This is a genomic window from Nonomuraea sp. NPDC049129 (assembly GCF_040648495.1).
Lineage (GTDB): Bacteria > Actinomycetota > Actinomycetes > Streptosporangiales > Streptosporangiaceae > Nonomuraea.
Genome location: NZ_JBEZDU010000007.1, coordinates 21,207 through 35,897, shown reverse-complemented (window position 1 = coordinate 35,897; position 14,691 = coordinate 21,207). Strand labels below are relative to the sequence as shown.

17 protein-coding genes are annotated in these 14,691 nt (G+C 67.6%); 3 read left to right on the top strand and 14 right to left on the bottom strand.

The annotated features are described in order from the left end of the window. The first annotated feature begins 224 nt into the window (after nucleotides 1–224). The 3 genes from AB0B64_RS22895 (at nucleotide 225) to AB0B64_RS22885 (ending at nucleotide 4,726) form a co-directional block, all read left to right on the top strand. Nucleotides 225–980 carry a CAP domain-containing protein gene (locus AB0B64_RS22895; protein WP_357948199.1) on the top strand — a complete coding sequence of 252 codons (756 nt, stop codon included), beginning with the start codon at nucleotides 225–227 and terminating at the stop codon, nucleotides 978–980. 23 nt (nucleotides 981–1,003) lie between these two features. Next, nucleotides 1,004–1,924, top strand: a complete 921-nt coding sequence (locus tag AB0B64_RS22890) for a hypothetical protein (protein WP_357948197.1) — start codon at nucleotides 1,004–1,006, stop codon at nucleotides 1,922–1,924. A gap of 411 nt (nucleotides 1,925–2,335) precedes the next feature. Then, nucleotides 2,336–4,726: a hypothetical protein gene (locus tag AB0B64_RS22885; protein ID WP_358179471.1), complete on the top strand. Its 2,391-nt coding sequence runs from the start codon at nucleotides 2,336–2,338 to the stop codon at nucleotides 4,724–4,726. A 108-nt stretch (nucleotides 4,727–4,834) separates the two neighbouring features. Here AB0B64_RS22885 and truA read toward each other — a convergent pair whose 3' ends face one another. From truA to rplO, 14 genes are all read right to left on the bottom strand, one after another. After that, nucleotides 4,835–5,782, bottom strand: a complete 948-nt coding sequence (gene truA, locus AB0B64_RS22880) for a tRNA pseudouridine(38-40) synthase TruA (RefSeq protein ID WP_358179469.1) — start codon at nucleotides 5,780–5,782, stop codon at nucleotides 4,835–4,837. A 120-nt stretch (nucleotides 5,783–5,902) separates the two neighbouring features. Beyond that, a complete protein-coding gene (rplQ, locus tag AB0B64_RS22875; RefSeq protein WP_357948189.1) occupies nucleotides 5,903–6,451 on the bottom strand; it encodes a 50S ribosomal protein L17 in 549 nt (182 codons plus the stop codon). Nucleotides 6,452–6,608: 157 nt separating this feature from the next. After that, a complete protein-coding gene (locus AB0B64_RS22870) occupies nucleotides 6,609–7,625 on the bottom strand; it encodes a DNA-directed RNA polymerase subunit alpha (protein ID WP_214633194.1) in 1,017 nt (338 codons plus the stop codon). Between the two features lie 93 nt (nucleotides 7,626–7,718). Beyond that, nucleotides 7,719–8,345 (bottom strand): 30S ribosomal protein S4, encoded by a 627-nt coding sequence (gene rpsD, locus AB0B64_RS22865; protein WP_357948186.1) that lies wholly within the window; start codon nucleotides 8,343–8,345, stop codon nucleotides 7,719–7,721. A gap of 20 nt (nucleotides 8,346–8,365) precedes the next feature. Further along, the gene (rpsK, locus tag AB0B64_RS22860; protein ID WP_020542285.1) at nucleotides 8,366–8,770 is read right to left on the bottom strand and encodes a 30S ribosomal protein S11; all 405 of its coding nucleotides are present in this window, start codon (nucleotides 8,768–8,770) and stop codon (nucleotides 8,366–8,368) included. A gap of 45 nt (nucleotides 8,771–8,815) precedes the next feature. Then, nucleotides 8,816–9,196, bottom strand: a complete 381-nt coding sequence (gene rpsM / locus AB0B64_RS22855; RefSeq protein ID WP_214633192.1) for a 30S ribosomal protein S13 — start codon at nucleotides 9,194–9,196, stop codon at nucleotides 8,816–8,818. A 220-nt stretch (nucleotides 9,197–9,416) separates the two neighbouring features. Next, complete coding sequence (gene rpmJ, locus AB0B64_RS22850) at nucleotides 9,417–9,530, bottom strand: 50S ribosomal protein L36 (protein ID WP_003956441.1); 114 nt, start codon at nucleotides 9,528–9,530, stop codon at nucleotides 9,417–9,419. A gap of 24 nt (nucleotides 9,531–9,554) precedes the next feature. Continuing rightward, nucleotides 9,555–9,776 (bottom strand): translation initiation factor IF-1, encoded by a 222-nt coding sequence (gene infA / locus AB0B64_RS22845; RefSeq protein ID WP_012887858.1) that lies wholly within the window; start codon nucleotides 9,774–9,776, stop codon nucleotides 9,555–9,557. A gap of 379 nt (nucleotides 9,777–10,155) precedes the next feature. Next, nucleotides 10,156–10,605 (bottom strand): hypothetical protein, encoded by a 450-nt coding sequence (locus tag AB0B64_RS22840; RefSeq protein WP_357948183.1) that lies wholly within the window; start codon nucleotides 10,603–10,605, stop codon nucleotides 10,156–10,158. A gap of 138 nt (nucleotides 10,606–10,743) precedes the next feature. Then, nucleotides 10,744–11,172: a DUF1707 domain-containing protein gene (locus AB0B64_RS22835; RefSeq protein WP_357948180.1), complete on the bottom strand. Its 429-nt coding sequence runs from the start codon at nucleotides 11,170–11,172 to the stop codon at nucleotides 10,744–10,746. A 20-nt stretch (nucleotides 11,173–11,192) separates the two neighbouring features. Beyond that, nucleotides 11,193–11,996 (bottom strand): type I methionyl aminopeptidase, encoded by an 804-nt coding sequence (map, locus tag AB0B64_RS22830; RefSeq protein ID WP_358179467.1) that lies wholly within the window; start codon nucleotides 11,994–11,996, stop codon nucleotides 11,193–11,195. Nucleotides 11,997–12,105: 109 nt separating this feature from the next. Beyond that, nucleotides 12,106–12,756, bottom strand: coding sequence for an adenylate kinase (locus AB0B64_RS22825; protein ID WP_225293929.1), 651 nt, complete (start codon nucleotides 12,754–12,756; stop codon nucleotides 12,106–12,108). After that, nucleotides 12,756–14,066 (bottom strand): preprotein translocase subunit SecY, encoded by a 1,311-nt coding sequence (gene secY / locus AB0B64_RS22820; RefSeq protein ID WP_225293931.1) that lies wholly within the window; start codon nucleotides 14,064–14,066, stop codon nucleotides 12,756–12,758. The genes AB0B64_RS22825 and secY overlap by 1 nt, the downstream gene beginning before the upstream one ends. Before the next feature lie 169 nt (nucleotides 14,067–14,235). Beyond that, entirely contained in the window at nucleotides 14,236–14,691 is a 456-nt protein-coding gene (rplO, locus tag AB0B64_RS22815; RefSeq protein WP_357948174.1) for a 50S ribosomal protein L15, read from the bottom strand.

Genomic DNA, 14,691 nt, shown 5'->3' with positions numbered 1-14,691 from the left:
TCCCCGGCCCGATGGGCTCGATGATGGGAGATGACGCCGGACGCGCCGCGCATCGGTCGCGCTGGACCTATGCACACAACGATTGATTAGGCTACCCGCATTTAAGGGTGCTGGTCAAAAGACCGGTAACCTGCGATCAGTCTACCTGACACAGAACGGTTCGATTTCGGTTCCCTGGGATCCCTTCTTTCCCAGGACCAGACATCTCTATCGTTGGGTGTGGCATGTGGCACACCTCTCTCACCCGGCACACCCAGCGGAGCGCACGGCGCCGGAACCATCTGGGGGTGCTCGCCTGTCTTATGGCGGTTCTGTTCACGGGTGTGCTGATCGGGCGGTTGACGGACAACGTCGAAGAAACCGGCCACATCTACCTCAACGAGACGGCCCCGCCCGCCGCGGCCAAGGCCAAGCCCACGGTCACGCCCACGGCCAAGAAGGCGCTGCCGTACGCGGGCCGCATCCCCAGGGAGAGCACCGCCGGGGTCCCGCGCGGCAGCGTCAGGGCCAAGCCCACGAAGAGCCCGGACGGCAACATGGTGCCCGGCTACACCGCCGAAGATCCCACGCGGGTGCTCGGCGAGCAGACCGCCGAGATGTCGCCGGCGATGGCGGCCAAGGTCGTCAGCCTCACCAACGCCGCCAGGCTCAAGCGCGGCTGCGGCCGCCTCCGGACCGACGCGAGGCTGACCCGCTCCGCCCGCGCGCACTCCCTTGAGATGGCGAGCAGCGGCCGCTTCACCCACGACTCCCCCGACGGCTCCTCGCCGTGGGACCGGATGGAGCGCGCCGGATACCGCGCGGGCGCCGCCGAGAACATCGGCCGCGGCTACACCTCTCCCGAAGAAGCGGTCCGCGGCTGGCTCGACAGCAAGGACCACCGCCAGAACATCCTCAACTGCCGCATCGAGTCCATCGGCGTCGGCGTGGTGGCCGGGGCCGGCGGTCCGTGGTGGACGCAGGACTTCGGCTACTCATGACCACTTCACGGTAATGTCGCCGCATGGGTTTTCCCGACGAACGTGACACCAGCACGGAGAGCACCCCCCGCCGTTCTCGCAGGGCCCGTGACACGGCCGAACCCGGCGGCTCCCGCAACCCCTTCGAACCGATCGGGGCTGCCACCGGTCGCAGGGCCAAGGAACCGGCCGCGGCCGAGCCGGTCGCCGAACCGGCGCGCCGCAGCACGACATGGAGCCCCTACGACGAGGGCAAACGCTCGCGTGGGCCGCTCTGGTTCACGCTCGGCGGCGTCGCGGTGCTCGGCCTGTTCGTCGCGGGCCTCGTGGTGATGTTCAAGTCAGGCGGCGCCGACCAGGCCGAGACCCAGGCGGCCCGCCGCACCTCCGCGCCGCTGCCGTCGTCCCCTCCCGGCAAGTACAGCTACGCGGCCGATCGCAAGACCGACCCCGAGCCGCTCACGGTCAAGGAGCTGTTCGCGACCAAGAAGATCGCCGTCGGCGGCCGCTCGTACACGATGACCGTCACCAGCAAGGTCAAGAAGTGCTCCGACGGAGCCGTCGGCGACAAGCTGCAGAAGGCCCTCAAGGCCGGCAAGTGTACGCAGATCATCCGCGCGAGCTTCCGCGACAAGGCCGGCAAGCTGATGGGCACGGTCGGCGTGGCCAACCTCAAGTCCAGCAAGACCGCGACCAAGGTGCAGTCGGTCGGCAGCAAGACCGACTACGTCAAGCCGCTGGCCGGCAAGGACTCGCTCACCAAGAGCCTCGGCACCGGGAGCGGCGGCACCCAGATGTGGATGCACGGCCACTACGCCGTCATGATCTGGTTCCAGAACAAGGACGGCAGCAAGCCCGACAAGAAGGGGCAGAAGAAGCTCTTCCAGGCGGTCGACGACATCACCAAGGCCACCGTCTTCAAGGCCCTTGACTCCCGCACGCTGACCGGCCACCCGGGCAGCTGAAAGCCTCAAACCTTTTGATACGTACCCAAACGGCATCGATGATCCAGTCGGGAACGCCCATACCGGCATAACGATCTCGCGACTCTCGCTAGGCTCCCCCTTATGCGTGGCCAGGAACCTGGGTCTGACAACGATCGTAGGGAATCTGACGGCTCGGCCGCACCGGCGACGCCACCGCCGAGCTTCGGCCAGCCCCTTCAATATCCCGAGTCACGGGCGTCTCACGAGGCGCCCGGAGCTACTCCAGCATCGCCACCGGAGCCCGGCGCGGGCGCTGACTCCGGCTCTGACAGCGCCGGTTACGGGAGTGCCGCTTACGGGAGTGCCGCTTACGGGAGTGCCGCTTATGACGATGCCGGTCATGACATGCTGCCCGCTTTCCCGGGTACGCCATCGGATGCTGAGCAGACGGTGACCGGGGCATCGGCCTTCGACTCGCCGTCCGAGTGGCAGCCGTTCGAACCGCAGCCGTCGGACCCGGCCTCGGCCGAGGACCAGTCCGACCTTCCCGGCCTGCCGGCCTTCCCCGGCGCGCAGCCGTGGGAGGTGGCGGGCGACGACGCCGCGCCGTACGACTGGTTCGCCGACCCTCAGGGCCCGCCGCGCCCCATGCGCGGCCGCCTGCCCCGCAACCTCGGCGCCCAGCCCGGCACCCCGTCCCCGTCTCCGCGACCTCCTGCCGCGGGCCCTCCGCCCGCCGGCTCCGCACCCACGCGGCCACCCACCGCTCCGGGACCGGGCGCCCAGCCTCCGTCGCACAGCCCGGCGCCAGGCGCTCAGCCTCCGTCACACCCCGCCGGGCCAGGCGCTCAGCCTCCGTCACACCCCGCCGGGCCAGGCGCCCAGCCTCCGTCACACACCGGCGGGCCGGGCGCTCAGCCTCCATGGCAGTCCGCCGAGTCCGAATCGGGCAGTCCGCCCTCCGGTCCCCAGCCCTCGTGGCCGAGCGCCGAACCGGGACAGGACGCCCCGGCTCCCGGCCGGCCCGGCGCCGGATGGTCTCCGGCGTCCGGCGCCTGGCCCGCACCCATCCCCGAGGAGCCCGCCACCTGGGCGGTCGACCCTGTGGTGCCCGGTGCGCCGTCGTGGGAGCCGCCACCGGCCTTCACCGCGGCGGCCGCGGGCATGCAGGTATGGCCCGCCCCCGTCTCGGACCCGCCCGCCATGCCGCCCTGGCCCGCCGCCACGGGCGAACTCGCCGTGGAACCGGATTCCGACGACGTGTCCGCCCCGACATCGCCCTGGAACGTCCCATCGGACAGCTCGCCCCCGGACGACTCCCCCACCCGCCCGGGGGGCATCATCCCGCCCGGAGCCCCCACATCCGGCGACAGCGACCCCGCGCCCAAGAGCTCCGTGTACGGCGGGCCGACGACCAAGGGCCCCACGTTCGGACAGCCCGCGGCCGACTACGAAGAGGCCGACCCCTCGGAGGACGCCGAGGACTACCAGACCGACCCGAACCTGACCGCCCCCTACGACGCGAGGGGCGCGTCCGCCCGCCCCTTCGCCGTCAATGAGGCGGCCCCACCGACCTTCGACCCGAACGCCACCGATCCCACCTTCGACGCGAACCCCACTACGCCCGCGTCCGGCGCGAACCCCACTACGCCCGCGTCCGGCGCGACAGCCCCCCACGCCTTCAACCCCGACACCGGCGCCCCCAGCACCTTCAACCCGAACACCACCGGGCCCGCCTTCGACCCGAATGCGACCGCGCCGGGGTTCGACGCGACGGCCCCCCACGCCTTCGGCCCCAACGCTCGCCCGCACGCCTTCGACGCCGGCACCCCACCACCCGCCTTCGACCCGCACGCCGCCGGACACCCGGCCGAGCCGAGCGACGTCCCGGTCTGGCCGCCGATCCCCCCTGGCGGGACCGAACAGAAGGGCACCGAACAGAAGGGCAACGTCCCCGACCTCCCGTTCGAGGTATGGGGCCAGAAACCCACCCCCGCCCTGCCCGTCCCGGCCGCGCAGGACCGCTCCACACCGCCCGCCGCCTACGGGCAGGGACCGTTCAAGCAGTCGCCGTTCCAGGCGACACCGCCCGCCACCGGCCAGCCCGGCAAGCCGGCGGGCCGGAAAACCCTCTTCATCACCCTGGGCGTGCTCGCACTGGCAGGCGTCGCCACGGGCGGCTTCTTCGCCTACAAGTCGGTGAGCGCCCCGCCGCCCGCCGCCACGACGGCCGCCAAGGAACCGCCGACGACGGCACCCCCGGCCATCGTCAGCCCCGATGCCTCCACGACTCCGGTCGTCCCCGCCACCTCGATCCTCAACTCCGAGCAGACCGACCCGCGCAAGATGTCGCTCTCCGAGGCGTTCCCGAAGAAGAAGATCGAGGCGGAGGGAGCCGTCTTCTCCAAGGTCAAGACCGACATGACGGGGAGCTGCGAGAAGGCCGCCTCCGGTCCCTTCGCCGACGCGCTGCGCGAGCAGAAGTGCAGCCGGATCGTACGAGCGACGTACGTGGACACCAAGCGCCGCTACGCCGTGACGACCGGCATCGCCGTACTGCCGACCAAAGAGGCCGCCATGAGCGCCGACAAGGCCAAGAACCTCGGCCGCAACGTCTGGTTCCGCGGCCTGCCCGCGGCGGCGGGCACGGGCGGCGAACGCGTGGAGATCGCGGGCGGCTACGCCGCGGGGCTGGTCTGGGGCCGCTACATCGTCTTCAGCTACGCCACGTACGCCGACGGCCACACACCCGGCACCAAGGAGAAGACACTCGGCAAGGTCAGCGGCGCCTTCCGCGACCAGACCTCCCAGGCCCTGGAACGCCGCCTCACCAACGACTGACAACCCGCTCGGCACGGGGCCAGGCTCGTCGACAGCGGGCGGATCGACGCGCCGGGATACGGCTCGTCGATCGCGGGCGAGTCACCGCCCACGTACGGACCCGCCGGGTTACGGCTCGTCGATCGCGGGCGGATCATCGCCCAGCGTGCGGACGCGCCGGGTCGCGAGGGCGCGCGCGGCGAGTTCCGCGTCCGGCGGGTAGGTCACCTCTTCCAGGCACAGGCCGTGCGCGGGCGCCACATGCACCCCGGAGTCCCGTACGGCCCGCCCCAGCACCTGCCCGGGCCACTCGACGGGCCGGCGCCCATCGGCGGCCGACAGGAGAGAGCCGACCAGCGACCGCACCATCGAGTGGCAGAACGCGTCGGCGACCACGGTGGCGACCAGCACCCCGTCGCCTTCCCGCACCCAGTCGAGCCGTTGCAGCCGCCGGATCGTGGTGGCCCCCTCGCGCTTCTTGCAGAAGGCGGCGAAGTCGTGCTCGCCGAGCAGATGCGTGGCCGCCGCGTTCAGCGCGTCCAGGTCCAGCGGCCGGTTGTGCCAGACCACCTCCCGGCGCCGCAACGGATCCACCCCACCGGCCGCGTCACTCACGCGGTACGCGTACCGCCGTGACAGAGCGGAGAACCGCGCGTCAAAGCCCTCAGAAGCCACGGAGACCCGATGAACGCGCACGTCTGGTTCCAGTACCCCGGCCAGCCGCCGCAGGAGTGTAGCGAGCCGCTCATCCACGTCCAGCGGCAACACCGCGCCGACTCCCATGGAGCCGACAGCCGGAAAACCCGCCACAGGCTCGGACCCGGCGGATCTCCGGTGGTTGCGGTCGAGGGCGGAGAACGCCTCCACGGGAAGATCGACGTGCGCCACCTGCCCACGCGCGTGCACCCCGGCATCCGTACGCCCGGCGACAGTCAGCGCCGGTGGCTCGGCCAGCCGCAGGATCCTGCCGAGAGCCTGCTCGATCTCCCCCTGGACCGTACGCAGCCCCGGCTGCCTGGCCCACCCGGAGAAGTCGGTCCCGTCATAGCCGAGATCAAGCCGGAGCCGTACCACCATCGCCCTCCCCAAAACGCGAACAGGCCCGAACCCCCGCAAGAGGGGCCCGAGCCCGATTCAACTGGGCCCGGAATCCCCGCGTAGAGGGGATCTGGGCCCGACTTCAGCCGACCTGACGGATCAGGCCTCGTCCTTCTTCGCCTCGCCGGCCTCAGCCTCGGCCGAACCCGAGTCAGCGGCCTCAGCCGTGGCGGCCTCGTCCGACGCGGCGGTCTCCGCGGCAGCCGGCGCCTCAGTCTCGGCCTCAGCGGCGGGAGCGGGAGCGGCAGCGGCGGCCGGAGCCTCCGTGCGCGACACGCGAACCGGGTTCAGCGGCTCGGTCACCAGCTCGATCACCGCCATGGGGGCGTTGTCACCCTTACGAGCGCCCACCTTGGTGATGCGGGTGTAACCGCCGGGACGCTCGGCGAACGTCACCGCGATGTCCGTGAACAGGTGGTGGACGACGCCCTTGTCCTTGACGACCGTGAGCACCTGGCGACGGTTGTGGATGTCGCCCTTCTTCGCCTTGGTGATCAGGCGCTCCGCCAGCGGACGGACGCGCTTGGCCTTGGCAACCGTGGTGCGGATCTTGCCGTGGCGGAACAGGTCCGTGGCGAGGTTCGCCAGGATCAGCCGCTCGTGCGCCGGGCTGCCGCCAAGACGTGCACCCTTGGTGGGCTTGGGCATTGCGTTCTCCTTGTGAGTTAACCCGCCCCGGCCGTACCAGGTACCGGAGTCGGGCCGGTCGCAGTCGCTCTAGGGGCGATGCGAGCCGTTACCGTCGCCCGCGCCGAGCGGGAACCGCTCGGCGCGGGGAGTCGCGAGGCAGAGCCCTCGCGATGGCTTAGTACTGCTCGGTCTCGACGTACGCGCTGTCGTCGTCGTCGTAACCGGCGCCGGCCACCGCGCTCGGGTCGAACCCGGGCGGGGAGTCCTTGAGCGCCAGCGTCATCTCGTGCAGCTTCTGCTTGACCTCTTCGATCGACTTGGCGCCGAAATTCCTTATGTCGAGCAGGTCCTGCTCGCTGCGGGCGACGAGCTCACCCACGGTGTGGATGCCCTCGCGCTTGAGGCAGTTGTAGGAGCGAACGGTGAGGTTCAGCTCCTCGATCGGCAGCGCCAGGTCGGCGGCCAGGGCGGCGTCGGTCGGCGACGGGCCGATGTCGATGCCCTCGGCCTCGACGTTGAGCTCACGGGCCAGGCCGAAGAGCTCGACGAGGGTCTTACCGGCGGAGGCCACCGCGTCGCGGGGCTTCATGGCCGGCTTGGTCTCGACGTCGAGGATCAGGCGGTCGAAGTCGGTACGCTGCTCGACTCGGGTCGCCTCGACCTTGTACGTGACCTTGAGCACCGGGGAGTAGATCGAGTCGATCGGAATACGGCCGATCTCCTGACCCGGCTGCTTGTTCTGCGCGGCGGAGACGTAGCCGCGACCGCGCTCGACGGTCAGCTCCATTTCCAGCTTCGCCTTGCCGTTGAGCGTGGCGATGCGCAGCTCGGGGTTGTGCACCTCGACACCGGCCGGCGGCGCGATGTCGGCGGCGGTTACCTCACCCGGGCCCTGCTTGCGCAGGTACATCACGACCGGCTCGTCGTGCTCGGAGGAGACGACGAGCTCCTTGAGGTTGAGGATGATGTCGGTGACATCTTCCTTGACCCCGGGAACGGTCGAGAACTCGTGCAGCACGCCCTCGATCCGGATGCTCGTCACGGCCGCGCCCGGAATGGACGACAGCAGCGTGCGGCGGACCGAGTTGCCGATGGTGTAGCCGAAACCCGGCTCCAGCGGCTCGATGACGAATCGGGATCGGGTGTCGTCGATCGACTCTTCGAGAAGAGTCGGGCGCTGAGCGATCAGCATGTGGGGTCTCCCCTTTTCGTGTGGCGCCCGCTATATGACGCCACTCCGATACAAGCCTAGTTGAGGTGCGGCGAACCGCACCTCAACCACTACTTACTTCGAGTAGTACTCGACGATCAGCTGTTCCTGAACCTGGGTGTCGATCTGCTGACGGACCGGCAGCTGGTGGATCAGGACGCGGACCTTGTCCGGTACGACGCCGAGCCACGCCGGGACCGAGCGGTCACCGGCGGTGGCGCGAGCCACCTCGTACGGGAGCAGGTTGCGCTTGGTCTCACGGACCTCGATGATGTCGTGCTCACGCACGCGGTACGAGGGGATGTCGACCTTCTTGCCGTTGACCAGGAAGTGTCCGTGACGGACCTGCTGGCGAGCGGCGTCGCGCGACTGGGCGAACCCGGCGCGGTAGACCACGTTGTCGAGACGGCTCTCCAGGATCTGGAGCAGCGCCTCACCGGTCTTGCCGCTCTTGCGGGTGGCTTCCTCGTAGTAGTTGTGGAACTGCTTCTCGAGGACGCCGTAAATGCGGCGGGTCTTCTGCTTCTCACGAAGCTGAAGCTGGTACTCGGACTCCTTGGGACGTCCGCGGCCGTGCTCACCCGGCGGGTAAGGACGGATCTCGATGGGGCACTTCGCGGACTCGCACTTGCTGCCCTTGAGGAAGAGCTTGGTCTTCTCGCGGCGGCAGAGCTTGCAGTCCGCACCCGTGTAACGAGCCATTTCTCAGATTCTCCTGGGTGTCAGACGCGGCGGCGCTTCGGCGGACGGCAGCCGTTGTGCGGAACCGGGGTGACGTCCTGGATCGAACCCACTTCGAGGCCGGTGGCCTGAAGGGAACGGATCGCGGTCTCACGGCCGGAGCCGGGACCCTTTACGAAGACGTCAACCTTGCGCATGCCGTGCTCCATGGCGCGGCGGGCGGCGTTCTCGGCGGCCATCTGAGCGGCGAACGGGGTGGACTTACGGGAGCCCTTGAAACCCACGTGGCCGGCGCTGGCCCAGGAGATCACGTTCCCGTTGGGGTCGGTGATCGAAACGATCGTGTTGTTGAACGTGCTCTTGATGTGGGCGTGCCCATGAGCGACGTTCTTCTTTTCCTTGCGGCGCACCTTCTTGGGCGCACCCTGACGGCTCTTAGGAGGCATCCTTTGCCTTCACTCCTGAGGTGTTCGGTCCCGCGGCTGCGTGGACTACTTCTTACCGGGCTTCTTCTTGCCGGCCACGGTCTTCTTCTTGCCCTTGCGGGTGCGCGCATTGGTCTGCGTGCGCTGACCGTGGACAGGCAGGCCCTTGCGGTGCCGGATGCCCTGGTAGCACCCAATCTCGATCTTGCGGCGAATGTCGGCCTGAACCTCACGGCGCAGGTCACCCTCGATCTTGAAGTTCGCCTCGATGTAGTCACGCATCGGGACGAGCTCAGCGTCGGTGAGCTGGTGCACGCGGGTGTCGCCGCTGACACCGGTGGCCTCGAGGACCTCCAGCGCACGGGTGCGGCCGATTCCGTAAATGTAGGTGAGAGCGATCTCCAGCCGCTTTTCGCGGGGGAGGTCGACGCCAACCAGGCGAGCCATGGTCGGGCATTCTCCTTCGTTGTGGCGGAGGTCTTGCGCCTCACGACCCCTCCCCATGCCCGGGGTGAGGGCCTCGGCCTCCGACCGAGGGTCTCCTGGGTGGTACGGCCCGGAAATCAGGCCGCCTGCTCAGGTGTGACGCGCGATTACTGTCTCAGGCTTCTCATGCGTCGAGCCCGCTCCCTGAAACCGGGGCGGACTCGGAGAAGCCTTACGGCGACTAACCCTGACGCTGCTTGTGGCGCAGGTTGTCGCAGATCACCATGACGCGACCGTGCCGGCGGATCACCTTGCACTTGTCGCAGATCTTCTTGACGCTCGGCTTTACCTTCATTGTCCTTCGTGTTCCTCAGACGTCTTACTTGTATCGGTAGACGATCCGCCCACGACTCAGGTCGTAGGGGCTCAGTTCCACGACTACCCGGTCGTCGGGCAGGATCCGGATGTAGTGCATCCGCATCCGTCCGCTGATGTGGGCCAGGACCTTATGGCCGTTGTCAAGCTGCACCCGGAACATAGCGTTCGGGAGCGACTCGACCACAGTGCCCTCGATCTCGATGGCGCCGTCTTTTTTGGCCAAAATTCCTCGCGTTTCACTGATCGATCGTCTGAGGCTCCGGTTCACTAAGCAGCCGCGACCTCACGCTTCGAAGAGAGCGGCGTCCGGCAACGGGCACCGACGCGTGATAGTCATAGTGAGCCGAGTAAGGAGTGTACGACACCTGAGACAAAAACGCGAAACGCGTGTCAGGTGTCCTGACACAACCACGAGTCAGCTTACCGCACCCGCGAACCCGAATGGGCCGAGCGGCACAGCGATTCGAGCGGCACAGCGATTCGAGCGGCACAGCGGTTCGGGCGGCACAGCAAAGGCCCACCGGCGAACCGGCGGGCCCTCTCGAGTCAGCACACCCCCTGGGATGACTCCCCCCTGATGTGCCTTGAAGACGCTGATGTGCTTAGAAGACGTCGTGCCAGCCGCCGCAGCCGCTGTTGCGCGAGCCGCCCTCGCACACCTGGATCTTGAAGTCCCTCTTGAAGCGGATGCTGTCGAAGTGACGGCGGTCGTCGGACCGATACCAGTTGCGGTGGAAGTCGCCGTGGCGGTCGTAGTACTTGAACCACACGTAGCTGTAGTCGCCGTCGTTGTGGTGACGGTCGTACAGGTCGCCGTAGAAGTAGTAGCTGCCCCCGCGCTGCTGCCAGTAGCCCTTGAAGTACGACTCGTGGCCGCCGTTCTCGGAGCCGTTGGAGAAGTACGGGCCGAAGAAGTGCCTCGGGCCGGCCTGGGCGCTCTGCGCCTGGGTGGCGGTCGCGGCGTCTGCCTGGGCCGTGGGAGCGATGGCCAGCGCCCCGGCGACCATCGAGCCGGCGAGAGCGGTGCCCGCGAGAAGGTGACGAATACCCACTGTGTCCTCCTGTAAGACGGTTCCCCGTACCGGACCGGGACTGCTCGGGTGAGCCCCTCTGTTGTCCGGCACCGCTTACGTTAGGAAGGACATTCGCCGCCTTCTGCGGACGAATACACACAGTGCAGTACTACACACTCACTGACGCTTCTGACCGCCTCCGAAGATGGTGCTGATCAGCAGAATCGCACCCCAGGGACCCATCACCCACAGCGGCCAGGGGTAGATCATGTGCCCGGAGGTGACGCTCACGATCAGCCAGATCACCCAGTTGATCGAGCTGGCCGCGGCCCACGCGCTCCAGGCCGCGCGCATCCCCGAGTGCATGCCGCTCTTGGGCGCCGGGGTGGGTTCGGTCAACTTGGCGGGCGGGTTGCGCAGGTCCACGTCCGGCAGGTCCGCGGTCAGCCGGGCCAGCTCGCCGTAGGTCTTGCTCTGGTAGAGCTGTTCGAGCCGCTCGTTGAACTCGTCCATCGTGATGCGGCCCTGCGCGGTGTGCTCCCGGAGCACGCCGGCCACCCGATCTCTGTCGACGTCCGAGGCACGCATCTCGGGGCTCTGCGCCATACCCACCACTCCCGGCTCGTCTACGGCTGCGCCAAGCGCTCTTCGCCCCCATCGAGGGCGGTTAGCACCCAAGGACCATTATGTGTCACCGCGACGCTGTGTTCGAAGTGTGCGGACTGCCTCCCGTCGATCGTCACGACGGTCCAATCGTCGGCCAGTACGCGCGTGCGCTCCGTACCAAGGTTGACCATGGGCTCGATCGCCAGGCACATCCCGGCCTCCAGCACGGGTCCCCTGCCGGGGCGGCCGTGGTTGGCGATCCACGGGTCCATGTGCATCTCGGTGCCGATGCCGTGGCCGCCGTACTCGGGTGGGATGCCGAAGCGGCCCTGCGACTTGATGTAGCGCTCCACCTCGTACCCGATGTCCGACAGGTGGCGGCCGACGGTCAGCGCGGCGATGCCCCGCCACATCGACTCCTCGGTGATCCGCATGAGCTCGGTGAGCTTCGGGTCCACCTCCCCCACCGGCACCGTGACCGCCGAGTCGCCGTGCCAGCCGTCGAGGATGGCGCCGCAGTCGATGGAGATGACGTCGCCTTCGCGCAGCGCGCGGGCGCTCGTCGGGATGCCGTGGACGACTTCCTCGTTGACCGAGGCGCAGATCGTGGCGGGAAACCCCTGATAGCCCTTGAACGACGGGATGGCGCCCTCATCCCTGATCGCCTTCTCGGCGATGGCGTCGAGGTCCAGGGGTGTCATCCCCGGCTCGACGGAGCGCTTCAACAGATCGAGCGTTCGCCCGACCACCAGACCGGCCGCCCGCATCTTGTCGAGCTGCTCGGGCGTCTTGATCTGGATTCCATGCCGGTTCTTCTTGAACACGTGTGGCACCCCCCGGGGTCTCAACGGGCAGATGTGGGAGCCCAATTCCCTCACAATAGCCGCGAGGTGGCACGGAAATCCGTGCCACCTCCGCAGTCGGCCATCGGGCTTACCCCATGAAAGGGCGGATGGCCTCCATGGCCCGCTGGGTGACCTCCTCGACCGGACCGGTCGCGTCGACACCCACGAGGATGCCCTCGTCCGCGTAGTAGGACACCAGCGGCGCCGTCTGCTCCTGGTAGACCTCCAGGCGATGCCTGACCGTCTCCTCTTTGTCGTCGTCACGCTGGAACAGCGTGCCGCCGCAGGCGTCGCACCGGTCGTCCTTCTTGTCATCGAACTCGACGTGCCAGATGCGACCGCACTGGCTGCAGGTGCGGCGGCCGGCCAGCCGCCTGACCACCTCGTCGTCGTCAACTACCAGCTCCAGGACCAGGTCGAGCGCCTGGCCCCACTCCTTCAGCATGTCGCGCAGGATCTCGGCCTGAGCCACGTTCCTGGGGAAGCCGTCGAGCAGGAAGCCGTCCTGCGCGTCGTCCTCGGCGAGACGGTCGCGGACCATGGCGATGGTGACCTTGTCGGGCACCAGGTCGCCGCGGTCCATGAACGTCTTGGCGAGCTTGCCGAGCTCCGTGCCCCCGGAGACGTTGGCACGGAAGATGTCACCTGTCGAGATCTTCGGGATGGACAGGTTCGACGCGATGTACTGGGCCTGTGTCCCCTTACCCGCTCCGGGGGGCCCGACCAGAACGAGACGCACTACCGCAGGAAGCCTTCGTAATTACGCTGCTGCAACTGGCTCTCGATCTGCTTGACCGTGTCCAGGCCGACGCCAACCATGATCAGAATGCTCGTCCCTCCGAACGGGAAGTTCTGGCTCGCTCCGGCCACCGCGAGCGCGACGATCGGGATCATGGCGATCAGACCCAGATAGAGCGCGCCGGGGGCGGTCAGACGGGTGAGCACAAAACTCAGGTAACCAGCCGTCGGCCGTCCCGGGCGGATGCCCGGAATGAACCCACCGTACTTCTTCATGTTGTCAGCCACTTCAGTGGGGTTGAAGGTGATGGACACGTAGAAGTAGGTGAAGAACACGATCAGGACGAAGAACGTGATCATGTAGATGGGCGTGTCGCCCTTGGTGAGGTTCGCCGAAATCCACTGCACGACCGCGTTGGGGTTCTCCGCGTTGGCGAACAGCGAGGTCAGCAGCTGCGGCAGATAGAGCAGCGAGGACGCGAAGATGACCGGGATGATGCCGGCCTGGTTGACCTTCAGCGGGATGTAGGTGGACGTGCCGCCGTACATCCGGCGTCCGACCATCCGCTTGGCGTACTGCACCGGAATGCGGCGCTGCGCCTGCTCGACGAAGACCACGGCGGCGATCATGAAGACGCCTACCACCATGACGACGGCGAAGGTGAACTTGTTGGCCTGGAAGATGCTGGCCAGCTCGGACGGGAAGACCGCGACGACCTGCGTGAAGATGAGGATCGACATGCCGTTGCCCACACCACGGTCGGTGATGAGCTCGCCCAGCCACATGATGACCGAGGTGCCGGCCGTCATGATGACGACCATCGTGACGATCATGAAGATGTTGTCGGGGTCGAGCAGGACGTCCTTGTCACAGCCCTGGAAGAGCTGCCCGGAGCGCGCCAGCGCGATGAACGCCGTCGACTGCAGGATGCCCAGACCGATCGTCAGATAACGCGTATATTGTGTGATCTTCGTCTGACCGGCCTGCCCCTCCTTCTTGAGGGCTTCAAGGCGTGGGATCACGACGACGAGAAGTTGGAGAATGATGCTGGCGGTGATGTACGGCATGATGCCCAGAGCGAACACCGACAGCTTCAGGAGCGCGCCGCCGCTGAACAGCTGCACCATCCCGTAGATATTGCCGTTTTCACCGTTGCGGACCTGATCAAAGCAGGACGCAAGGTTCTGGACGTGAACTCCCGGAGTCGGAAGAACCGAGCCGAGTCGGAACAGCGCGATGATGCCCAGGGTAAAGAGCAACTTCTTGCGCAGGTCCGGCGTCCGGAACGCCCGGGTAAACGCGGTCAGCACGGTCCCTCCTGCGCGCCTATAAGGCGGTGTGAGTATGCGATGGTGCGGGGATCTGCCATCAGAAGTCTCATGTCAAAACGAGCCGGACAGAATCCTGCCGTCTCGCGAACTCTAACGCACTACGGGCGTGGGGGCCCATGGTCAGAGCCCCCACGCCTCGTAATAGCTCTTACAGCTCGGTAACGGAACCCCCAGCAGCGGCGATTTTCTCCTTCGCGGAGGACGAGAAGGCATGCGCCCGCACGTTCACCGCGACCGAGATCTCGCCGGTGCCGAGCACCTTCACCAGCTGGTTCTTGCGGACAGCGCCCTTGGCGACCAGCGTCTCGACGGTGACCTCGCCACCCTCGGGGAACAGCTCGCCGAGCTTGTCCAGGTTGACGACCTGGTAGGTCGTCTTGAACAGCGCGTTGGAGAAGCCCTTGAGCTTCGGCAGACGCCTCTGCAGCGGCACCTGGCCACCCTCGAAACCGAGGGGGACCGTCGTACGGGCGTGGCTGCCCTTGGTACCGCGACCGGCCGTCTTACCCTTGGACGCCTCGCCGCGACCCTTGCGGATCTTGGCCTTGTTGGCGCCGGGGGCCGGACGCAGGTCGTGAATCTTGAGCGGAGCCTTGTCAGTCAT